This is a genomic window from Acidimicrobiales bacterium (genome assembly GCA_036270875.1).
Classification (GTDB): domain Bacteria; phylum Actinomycetota; class Acidimicrobiia; order Acidimicrobiales; family AC-9; genus AC-9.
This window is the reverse complement of sequence record DATBBR010000098.1, coordinates 1-10,526: the sequence shown is the minus strand read 5'-3', so window position 1 is coordinate 10,526 and position 10,526 is coordinate 1. Positions and strand designations below refer to the sequence as shown.

Below are 10,526 nucleotides of genomic sequence, written 5' to 3'. Positions count from 1 at the left end.
TCAAGGCGACCGGAGATCAAGCCACCGTCGCCCAGGGTCAGTTCACGATCACCAGTGGGACTGGGCAGAGCTCGACTACCTCGACGCCGAAGCCCTAGTGCCCTCGTAGCACCACCGATCCTGCGTTGACCATGCGGACCTATGATCGCACGACAACTTCCCGACGGTCTCCGGGCCAGGCTGCCCCCCGCAAAGCGCCGGTCGCGCGGTGGGCTGAGGCGCACCCGAAGTATGCGGAGCCCGCCCGAAAGCTTATTGTTGAGGGAATCGGCGCGCTCTTCCTGGTCTTCGCGGTCGCAACGAGTGGACTCACCAGCAGCGCATTCACCCCGCTGGCGCCCGCTTTGCCCTCATGGTCATGGTCTACGCCGGCGGACACGTCGCCTCGCAGCCTGTTCTACGGGCTGGCTGTCGGACTGACTGTGGCGCGGGCCTTCGCCGTCGGCCGCATCTCTGGGGCTCGTTCAATCCAGCTGTGCCGCTCGGCGCTGCCACCGGCGGTCTCTAACCCCAACCCCGGTCCTGGGTCCATCACGGCCTCGGGTTCCGTCCAAGAAAGGAGATATTGAATGCCTACCTCGGAGTCCAAGCCCACGACAACCGATGCCGGTATCCCGGTCGAAAGCGATGAGCATTCCTTGACCGTCGGTCCGGGCGGCCCGATCCTGCTCCAAGACAGCTACCTCATCGAGCAGATGGCGCAATGGAACCGAGAGCGGATACCAGAGCGGCAGCCACACGCCAAGGGCAGTGGCGCGTTCGGCCGGTTCGAGGTGACCCAGGACGTCAGCGACTACACCAAGGCGGCGCTGTTCCAGCCGGGAACCACCACCCGGCTGGTGGCCCGGTTCTCCACCGTGGCCGGGGAGCGGGGAAGCCCCGACACGTGGCGTGACCCGCGAGGGTTCGCGCTGAAGTTCTACTCCACGGAGGGGAACTTCGACATGGTCGGCAACGACGTGCCGATCTTCTTCATCAAGGACCCGATGAAGTTCCAGCACTTCATCCGGTCGCAGAAGCGTCGCGCGGATAACAATCTGCGCGACCACGACATGCAGTGGGACTTTTGGACCCTCTCGCCAGAGTCGGCACACATGGTCACGTGGCTGATGGGCGACCGCGGCATCCCGCGGACCTGGCGGCACATGAACGGGTACAGCTCCCACACCTACATGTGGATCAACGCCAAGGGCCAGCGATTCTGGGTGAAGTACCACTTCATCACCGATCAGGGCATCGAGTTCTTCACCCAGCAGGAAGCCGACCAGATGGCCGGCGTCGACACCGATTTTCACACCCGGGACCTGTTCGACGCGATAAAGCGAGGTGATCATCCGAGCTGGACGCTGCGCATGCAGATCATGCCGTTCGACGAGGCGGCCGGCTACCGGTTCAACCCGTTCGACCTGACGAAGGTATGGCCGCATTCTGACTACCCCCTCATCGAGGTCGGACGGCTGACGCTGGACCGCAATCCGACCGACAACCACACCGAGATCGAGCAGGCAGCGTTCCAGCCCAACAACCTTGTCCCGGGGACCGGGCCGAGCCCGGACCGGATGCTGCTGGGCCGGCTGTTCTCCTACGCCGACGCCCACCGGGCCCGGCTCGGTGTCAACTACCAGCAGATCCCGGTCAACGCGCCAGTCGCCCCGGTGCACAGCTACAGCAAGGACGGTGCAATGCGCATCCACAACGTGACCGACCCGGTGTACGCGCCGAACTCCAAGGGCGGCCCTCGCGCTGACGGCGAGCACCACGCCCCGCCCAGCTGGTATGCCGACGGCGAGATCATGCGGAGTGCATACGCAGCGCATGCTGAAGACGACGATTGGGGTCAGGCCCGCACCATGGTCCGCGAGGTGTTGGACGATGCGGCGCGGGGCCGCCTGGTCAGCAACATCGTCGGGCACCTGCTCGACGGTGTGACCGAGCCCGTGCTCGAGCGCGCGTTCCAGTACTGGCGAAACGTCGACCAGGACCTGGGCGACCGGGTCGAGAAGGGCGTCCGCGGCGGCCAGTCCTGACCCTCTTCCCCCACCGGAGGCCCGGCGCCAGCAGGTGCCGGGCCTCCGGTCACGGCCGGAGCCCTGCGGAACCTCTTCGACCTCTCGTAGCCGGCATTTACTCCGCGCTGTCCGAGCTCGTCGTGGGTTGGGACGCAAGCCCGTCGGTCTCGCTACCGTCTGACGCGCCTACGCGAACGGAGTGGTCGAGTCCGTGACCCCCCGACCACTCCGTTGCTCTATCGACCGCCTCGGATCATGGTCCATGGCGACCAACACAAGGGTACCGCTTGGCTGGACAAATTGAGGCGCGGATCGGGGCTTCTGTCTTACCGCCACAGGATCGTAAAGGGGCTTGGAGCGACAGCACGCGGCCCTCCTCCTGGACTCCGCCGTCCGCTGCCACTCTCAGCAAGCTAATGGGCCTGCCGACATTCATTCTCAGCGCTTCGGGCGTTGACCCTCGGCCATCTGATTGCTCAGCCGGCTGGCCCCGAAGAGGCGTTGGATGCCAGCGGCTGGGCCAGGAGCAAGGCCTCCGAGGATGGCGCCGAGTCGAACCTCGATGGGAGCAATTACGACCTCGGCCTGGTCGTGCTCGATAGCCCGTACCACCCCCCGAGCCACGTCTTCGGGCGAGACGGTCCGAAGTCCGGGGGGCAGCTTCGCGCCTGATTCTGCGAACATACCGGCGCCTCGGACGAAGCCGGGCAGGACGACGGACACTCCGACTCCTGTCCCGTGCAGGTCCTGGCGTAGGCCGTGGGCGAAGCCGCGCAGGCCGAACTTGGTCGCGCTGTAGATGGCGCTGCCAGGCGATGCAGCCTTTCCGGATAGGGAGCCGACGAAGACCATGTGGCCCACCCGCCTCGCCGTCATGCCGGGAGCCAACTCCCTGGCCATGATGATCGGTGCCCGGAGGTTGACGTCGAGAGCTCGGTCGATCTGATCCGGTGTGTAGTCGAGCAGGTCCCCACTTGCTGGAAGCGCAGCGTTGGCGACGAGCAGGTCGACCTGGCCCGCCTGCTCGACCAACCGAGTTACGTCGGGCCGTTGAGCCAGGTCAGCAACGAGCGTGCGGGCCGACAGCTCGGTGGCAAGGGACTCGAGGGCCTCGGTCCTGCGACCGTTCAGAAGCAGACTGGCCCCGGCATTGGCAAGGGCTCGTGCGATGGCTTGACCCAAGCCGCCCGTGGCTCCCGTCACGAGAGCTGTGGTTCCAGCAAGCTTCACGTCTGTCCTCCCTTAGAGTGCTGATCACAGCATCGCCTCCCTACAGGAGTCGACACAAGCTCGTGTGAACGCAGCTCCGTGGAGACCCGGCGCGTGACACCGCATCTAGGCAGGCGATCGGAGACCACCACCCGGGGAGCTATTTGGGCGAGTTGGTCCCGATATTCGGATTGCGACGGTCCGCAATGGAACGTTGAGTGACGGCATCCACACCAGCCGAACCCCAATGAACAGCAATTTTCCCCCTGGTAGGGTGGAACGACACCACGAGGCACGGTTCACGCGTCAAGATCGCGGAGGATCGTTCTTGGCGGGTCTGCGGTTCCGGGCGGAGGGGTTGAGATGTTGAACGATCCAGCATTCAATGTTCGCATCGGCGCCCACCGACTCGTGACTCGTTCGTCAACCTCCGGACTCCAGGTCCGCGACTCCCCAGTAGAAGGTTCGGAGATCGTTGACGATTGAACCGGGGGCCTCGCGTCTGTTCCAAGGCAATCGAAGGCGGGCGAACCACAGAGCTCGTCCCCTGATCTGTGGCACGAGAGCTCGGTCGCTAGCTGTCGGAGCGCTGGCCAGTCTGGTTTGCGGACTGGCTTCCGTCACGGTGCTTTCGCCTGGCATTGCATACGCCGCCGTGGCGACGGACGTACCGTGCTCGGGGCCGGGTGGCGGCACTGCCGGCCTCGTTGCGGCAATCAACAAGGCCAACGGCAGCGGTGGTGGGACAATCAGTCTTAGAGCAGGTTGCACCTATGCCGTCACCACCGACGGTGGTTCTGCTGGCGAAGGTGGCCTGCCCGTCGTTACGAGCCCCGTGTCCCTCAATGGCAACGGGGCGACCATTCTCGGAAACGGCACTGCGTGGTGGAGCCTCTGCGCGTGGGCTGCCAATGTCAACATGACGCTCAGAGACGTGACCGTCAACGGCGGGAACCAACCCGCCGGTCCGACCTCGGGGGCGAGCGGTGGAGTCAAGACCTGCTCGGTACCACTCCAGACGCCCCCGAGTCCGTCGGCCGCAGTGACGGCGCCGCCGAGCACCGTCCCTTCGAAGCCGGTTGGCACCACTTCGCCTGCGTCTCCAACTCGGTCCCCAGCCACGACGGCGGCGCCGCCCGCGTCCAGCAGTCCGCCAGCGTCGTCATCGCCGCCTCCCTCAACCGCGACAACCGGCCTTCCGCACCCGATACACAGCCTCCCGGGCGTCGTGCCAGCCGTCCCGCACGACTCGACGGCGAACAGTTCGGCAACCCCGCCGCCGACTCAGCCCAGCCCTCGCGTCCCCGCTCTCAAGGCACCGGTGCCGGTTGGTAAGGGAATGTGGATATGGGCACCACCGCGAGTACCTGGAGGACCGGCTACCGCCACTCAGCCTGGGACCGCCAGTCCGCCGGTTGCCGCCATTCGTTCGCCCTCGGATTTCTCGAGGGCGCTCCTCGCCATCCTTGGGGATCCGAACACGGGTCCCAACGTCCAGGCCATCGACGCCTGGCAAGCGGCCGAGGGCGGATTCGTCCACCTCAACCCGCTCAACACGACCCAACCTGCGGCTGGCGCGACGATCTGGAACTCGATCGGCGTCAGGACGTACCCGGACTGGCCGACGGCCATCAGGGCCACGGCGCAGACACTGAAGAACGGCCAGTACCGGGGGATCCTCGCCGCCCTCAAGGCCGGGAACAGCGCCGCGGCGGTGGCTCACGCGGTCGGGGCGTCACCGTGGGGCACCGGCGATTTCTCCACCGTTGTCGGCCGGCAGTTCGCGCCTGTCGTCAACGGGACCTCACTCCCGGCCATCGATGCCATGGTGGCCAAGGCCCAAGGTGCCGGGCTGAGCTATGTGGTGGTGTTGCTCGGCTCGTCGGACGCCAGCTTCACTCACCAGAGCTTCCTCGACTCCTTCCTTCCCCTCGCCCACGCGGCCAACATCCGGGTCTACGGCGCCGACATGCCCAGCCTGGCCGACCCCAAGGCCGATGTCGCGCGGGCGGCCTCTGAGATCACCTACGCCACCCCCGACCAGGACCGGATCGATGGCTTCGTGGCTGACCTGGATCCGGCGGCAGGGGCGAACCCGCCTCTCCCAGCGGCCCAGGACTACGGCAACGCCCTGAGATTTGCCGTTGGTCCCGACTTCCCCCTCGTCGCAGCTGTTCCGGTTCCACCTGTCCCTGCGCCGCCTCCCCTCGCGGCCGTCTATCCCTACTCCCAGGTGGTATCGCCCTTCGACGCCGTCGCCGTCATGGATCCCTCATCCAGTCCGGCCAGCCAGGACCTCGCCCCGGCCATGGCTGCGCTGGCACCGCTGGGCAAGCCCGTGATCGCGGTGGACCAGGCCCCGGTCCTTCCGCCCCCGATTCCGGCACCCCCCGGTTCGACTCCCGCCGATCCGGCACGCGACCAGATGCTCGGCTTCATCAAGGCGGCCGACGACGCGAATGCAGTCTCGGTTTCCTACTGGAGCTGGGAGACGGCAACCGATCCGGTCTTCGACGCCATCCAGAGCGCGCCTCAGTTCAGCCTTCCGGTCGCACCGGCACCGATGTCTGTCAACAACGTGAGGAACTGGCAGACCCTTCTCAGTGGCCTCGGGTTCCCTGCCCTCAACTCCGGCCAGTGGGACATCCCCACCACGGCGGCGATCAAGGCCTACCAGCGCGCCGCGGCGATCCCCGTCACGGGCACTCTCAACGACGCGACCCGCACGACGATGCTGACACCGTTCACGCCGCCCCTCCCGGCCGCTCTTCTGTCCAGCGCGCTCGGAGTCCCGGCGGGCGTGGTAGGCCCGGGCGGCGCCGCGGTGCCGTTGCCCGTGGAGTATCTGAAGGGGGGCACTGTCGATCAGGGAGTGGACTACTCGGCGCCGGGTGGCACTCCTCTCTATGCAATGGGTTCGGGCACCATCATCCAGGAGGGCATCAGCGGGTTCGGGCCCAATGCGCCGGTTCTACAGATCACCTCCGGCCCGTTGGCGGGCAGGACTGTCTACTACGGCCATTCGGGGCCGGATCTGGTCCCCGTAGGGGCCCATGTCGTCCAGGGCCAGCAGATCTCGAGCGTCGGCAATGGCATCGTCGGGATCTCCACCGGCCCGCACCTGGAGATCGGATTCTTGCCCCTCGGTCACCTGGGCGCAGGCCAGTCCATGCTCGACTACCTCAACGCCATCTTGCCGTCCATCGGCGGGTGACAATGCCCGTCGGCAGCGACGGCTCAGCGGAAACCGGTTCCCCGAATCATCGCACTGCCCATAGATCCGCCAGCAATCAAGTGCAAGGAGGTTCCATTCTCTTGTCCCACACGGTCAGGAGGGCTGCAAGGATCTCCTCGGCGGCGCCCAGGCCTCCCAGGTGGCTCTCGCCCGGACGGACGAACAGCTCGGCGTCGGGCAGAAGGGAGACGACGTGCTCGCCATGAGACAGGGGAACGATGTGGTCGGCGTCGCCGTGCCACCACCGGATGGGCACGGCCACGTCCCGTACCGAGAACCCCCAGGGCCGGCAAAAGAGCACGAAGTCGAGGAGCGGCGCCGCCAGGCCCTTGCGGCTGCCGCGCAACAGGTCGTCGAGGAACATCGCCTTGATCTCCGGTCGAGAGAAGACACGCCGGTCTCCCTCGGGCGAGAAGTGCGCATAAACGTCGAATACCGGTGACGCCACGGGCCGCAGGGTCCGCACGCCGAAACCGAGAATGGTCGAAAGCGGGCCCTGGATCGCCGCCACCGTTGGAGCCAGAGGAGCGAGCCAGCCGACCAGCCCGCCGGGGATGGCGTCGTCTCCTCGAGTTGGAGCGACCCCGCCGAGCACGCCGCCGACGACGACGCGCTGCGGAACGGCGAACGCGCAAGCCAGCACGTAAGGGCCACCGCCCGAGAGGCCGAGCATGGCGAAGCGTTCCACGCCTAGGCGGTCGACGAGATGGGTCAGGTCGGGCACGAAGTCGAGGAATGAGCCGTACAGAACCGGTGTCGACTCTCCGACTCCCGGCCTGTCGATCCCAATGACCCGGATCTCGAGCTCTTCGGCCGCTACCCGGGTGGACTGGGGTATCTGGCGCCGTGCCCCGGGCGTGCCATGCATCCAGACGACAGGACGCCCGTGGGGCGGCCCGAACTCACTGAAAGCGAGTCGGCGGCCAGGCGCAACTTGTATCGTCCCTTCCACATGGGGCTCGGCGAGGCCACTCACCGACGACAGCCTGGTGGCTTGATCATGTCCTGCGACACGGTGAGCAGAGTAGCGAGATGCGGTCGTAGCTGTGCACGGCGAGATCGTCGAGCGCACCTAGCTCGAGCTACATGCCGTCGACGACCACCATTTGCCAGGTGCCCGCGCCTTCGCGGACGGCGCGGGCTCGGCGATAGTCGTCGGAATCGAACCACGATCGCGCGGCATCCGGCGACGGAAACTCGATGACGACGAGTCGCTCGGGCTCCCAGTCGCCGTCCAGAACAATCACCGCTCCGCCCCGTGCCAGGAAGCGACCACCGTGTCGCTCGACGCTTGGGCCCGACAGCTCACGGTACCGGGCCCCTCGCTCCGGATCCGTCTGCTTTACGTCAACGACGACATACGCAGGCACGAAAGGATTCTACGGTTGAGTGGGGCCGACGAGGGTGTGACCGCGGTCAATCGGCCGACGACCGGGGCCGCTCCTGGCGTCGAGCACCTCGCGGATCCGGCCATCGGTCATGGCGAGGGGCCGTAACCGGCCAGCGCCGTCTGCCAGTTCGTGGCGATGGCGTGCTGGGCGGTGGTCAGGGCGAGCCGGCCGGAGCACACGAGATCGTGCAGCCGGTTCTCGATGCCGTCCTTGGTCTGGCTGCCCGGGAAGCCGGGGCCGTCGTGAGGCTCCGGCCACAAGTTGGCTTGGGCGTTGTCGCCTCCGAGCTCCAGCGAGATCAGATGGTCCAGCTCGTAGCCGCCCCGCTGCGCGTATGGCACGCCGTAGGCGGCGAACACGGCGTGGCGTTCGGCCTCGGGGACGTCTCTGTGCGCACTGGCCCACCCCACCTGGCATACCTGGGCTGCCGTGACGCCGGTTAGCGCCTCGCCGGGCGTGAGCGCGGCATTGGGTATTGCCCCTGTCGGAGCAGCAGCCGCCGGTATTGGAGCGGGCGTGGTCTCGGTGGTGCTCGGCTCCGTCGTGGTCGGGGCGGTCGTGGTCGGGGCGGCCGTGATCGGCGCCGCCGTTGTGGCGGTCGGGCTCGAGCCCGGATGCGAGGCGGCGCACCCGGCGGCCAGACCGACGACGACCAGAGCCTGGGCGGCGCGGGCCTTGCCGAGGATCACGAGATCGACCGCCTGGCACCGGCTGCGATCAACACAACGACAGCGATGGCCACGACGGGCACCGCGATCTGCCAGAAGGCGACCACCGCCCCAATGATCAGGGCGAACGCCACGACGGTCCCACAGCCCCACTGACCGCTGCTACCCCGTGTGGCGGCCCGGTAGCCGCTGCGTCTACCGAGGAAGTACCAGAACATCATGCATCCACCTCAGTGTCAGTATGCCGTGAGCCTGTAACAGCCCAGATAGGGACGGCAGGAGACGTCGAAGTGCTGTCTCCCGCGATGAGTTTGACGATGTGACCCCGTCTAGATGTCGGAGATCGACGACGACCTCGAGGAGCTCAGCCCCGATGACACTTGTGGACCTGGAGCCAGCGACACGACGGCTGGCCGCCCTGATCGAAGACGTCCCCGATGGACGCCTCGATCAGCCGACGCCATGTCCGGCCTACGCCCTCGGTGGCCTGCTGGATCACATCGGGGGACTCTCTCTCGCGTTTACCGCCGCTGCACGCAAGGACACCGATGACCTCGGGAGCCAAGCCCCATCGGGCGATGCGTCGCGACTGGGTGAGGACTGGCGGATCCGCATCCCCCGAGACCTCGAGACGCTGGCGGAGGTGTGGCGCGACCCGACCGCCTGGAGCGGCATGACCCGCGCCGGTGGGGTGGACCTTCCGGGTGAGATCGCGGGCGTGGTCGCGCTGGACGAGGTGGTCGTCCACGGATGGGACCTGGCCCGGGCCACCGGCCAGCCATACGAGTGCGACAAGAGCACGCTGGAAGTGGTGCTCGGCTTCGTGGGGCAGTTCGCCGACCAGCCGGAGGCGCGCCAAGGGCTCTTCGGGCCCGTCGTCGGGGTGCCGCCGACCGCGCCACTCCTCGACCGCGTCATCGGCCTCACCGGGCGTGATCCCGCCTGGTCCCCCCGCTGACAAAGAGCACTGCGGACCCCTCATGCCTTGACCCCGAACGTGTGTTCGGATAGGGTGAGTGGCGCCTTCGTGGGCGAGGCAGTCACCGCCCTCCTCTCATTGGTCGAGCGCGCCGAGCGCGCCTGATGAGCGAGGAGTGGCATGCCCGCGAGCCTGCTGGACGCCGTGCGAAGGCTGTTGGAGCTCCTGGCGTCCTTCGAGCCTGAGCTGTTCTCAGGTGACGACTGCGCCACCCTGGCCGAGGAGCTGGGTCGCACCGAGAAGGCTTGCGCCGCGGGGTTGGTCCGCGCCGCCGCCCGGGCGGCCGCCGCCGGCGCTCACCAGCGGCGGGGCTATACCAACCCCGTCGACTGGCTGGCCCGCAGCGCCGGCTCCTCGGCCCCCCAGGCCCGGGAGGCCCTGGGCACGGCGGCGGCCCTGGAGGACTGCCCGACGACCAGGCAGGCGGTGGTGGCGGGCGAGCTGTCGCTGGCCCAGGGGGCCGAGATCGCCAGGACCGAGGCCGCCTGTCCCGGCACCGAGGCCGAGCTGGTGGGCCTGGCCAAGTCCTCGAGCCTGGGCGTGCTCAGAGAACGAGCCCGCAGCCGGCGCCTGAAGTCGGTGGACCCCGAGGAACTGCACGGCCGCCAGCAGGCGGCCCGAGAGCTGCGCCACTGGCGCGACGACCTGGGCATGGTGCGGGGGGTCTTTGCCCTGCCCCCGGTGGTGGGCATCCCCCTGATCAACCGCCTCGACGCCGAGACCGACCGCATCCGCAAGACCGCCCGCCGCCAGGCCAGCACCGAGTCCCGCGCCGCCCACGCCGCCAACGCCCTGGTGGCCCTGTGCGCCGGCGGGGGCAAGGGGAGGGCCAACCGGGCCGACCTGGTCCTGGTCTGGGAGCGGCCCGGCGACGGCGGGGAGGGGACCTGTCACCTCGTGGGTGGGGGCCAGGTCCCGGTGTCGGTGGCCCGCCAACGAGCCGAGGAGGCCTTCGTGAAGGGGGTGATCCACGACGGGGTGCGCATCGAGACCGTCAGACACATCGGGCGCCACATCCCCGCCGAGCTGCGCACG

9 protein-coding genes are annotated in these 10,526 nt (G+C 67.8%); 4 read left to right on the top strand and 5 right to left on the bottom strand.

All coding sequences use genetic code 11. The features are described from left to right. Positions 1-569 precede the first annotated feature (569 nt). On the top strand, positions 570-2,027 hold the full coding sequence (locus tag VH112_11085; protein ID HEX4540777.1) for a catalase: 1,458 nt from the start codon (positions 570-572) through the stop codon (positions 2,025-2,027). Positions 2,028-2,447: 420 nt separating this feature from the next. On the opposite strand, the gene VH112_11080 is transcribed toward VH112_11085, so the two are convergent. Beyond that, a complete protein-coding gene (locus VH112_11080) occupies positions 2,448-3,239 on the bottom strand; it encodes an SDR family NAD(P)-dependent oxidoreductase (protein HEX4540776.1) in 792 nt (263 codons plus the stop codon). A gap of 1,318 nt (positions 3,240-4,557) precedes the next feature. Between VH112_11080 and VH112_11075 the strand changes: the two genes are divergently transcribed. Next, positions 4,558-6,432 carry a peptidoglycan DD-metalloendopeptidase family protein gene (locus tag VH112_11075; protein HEX4540775.1) on the top strand — a complete coding sequence of 625 codons (1,875 nt, stop codon included), beginning with the start codon at positions 4,558-4,560 and terminating at the stop codon, positions 6,430-6,432. 76 nt (positions 6,433-6,508) lie between these two features. On the opposite strand, the gene VH112_11070 is transcribed toward VH112_11075, so the two are convergent. The 4 genes from VH112_11070 to VH112_11055 form a co-directional block, all read right to left on the bottom strand. Next, positions 6,509-7,321, bottom strand: a complete 813-nt coding sequence (locus VH112_11070; protein ID HEX4540774.1) for an alpha/beta hydrolase — start codon at positions 7,319-7,321, stop codon at positions 6,509-6,511. Between the two features lie 214 nt (positions 7,322-7,535). Then, positions 7,536-7,823, bottom strand: coding sequence for a DUF1330 domain-containing protein (locus VH112_11065; protein HEX4540773.1), 288 nt, complete (start codon positions 7,821-7,823; stop codon positions 7,536-7,538). Positions 7,824-7,930: 107 nt separating this feature from the next. Next, positions 7,931-8,533, bottom strand: coding sequence for a hypothetical protein (locus tag VH112_11060; GenBank protein HEX4540772.1), 603 nt, complete (start codon positions 8,531-8,533; stop codon positions 7,931-7,933). After that, on the bottom strand, positions 8,530-8,733 hold the full coding sequence (locus tag VH112_11055; protein ID HEX4540771.1) for a hypothetical protein: 204 nt from the start codon (positions 8,731-8,733) through the stop codon (positions 8,530-8,532). The genes VH112_11060 and VH112_11055 overlap by 4 nt, the downstream gene beginning before the upstream one ends. Before the next feature lie 152 nt (positions 8,734-8,885). On the opposite strand from VH112_11055, the gene VH112_11050 reads away from it, so the two are divergent. Beyond that, positions 8,886-9,470, top strand: a complete 585-nt coding sequence (locus VH112_11050; protein HEX4540770.1) for a TIGR03086 family metal-binding protein — start codon at positions 8,886-8,888, stop codon at positions 9,468-9,470. A 141-nt stretch (positions 9,471-9,611) separates the two neighbouring features. Then, positions 9,612-10,526 (top strand): hypothetical protein (locus VH112_11045; protein HEX4540769.1); only part of this gene is annotated, 915 nt, incomplete at its 3' end.

Coding starts and splice junctions, on each gene's coding strand:
- VH112_11075 (HEX4540775.1), top strand. CDS start 4,558: ATGTGGATATGGGCACCACCGCGAGTACCTGGAGGACCGGCTACCGCC.
- VH112_11055 (HEX4540771.1), bottom strand. CDS start 8,733: ATGATGTTCTGGTACTTCCTCGGTAGACGCAGCGGCTACCGGGCCGCC.
- VH112_11050 (HEX4540770.1), top strand. CDS start 8,886: ATGACACTTGTGGACCTGGAGCCAGCGACACGACGGCTGGCCGCCCTG.
- VH112_11070 (HEX4540774.1), bottom strand. CDS start 7,321: ATGCATGGCACGCCCGGGGCACGGCGCCAGATACCCCAGTCCACCCGG.
- VH112_11085 (HEX4540777.1), top strand. CDS start 570: ATGCCTACCTCGGAGTCCAAGCCCACGACAACCGATGCCGGTATCCCG.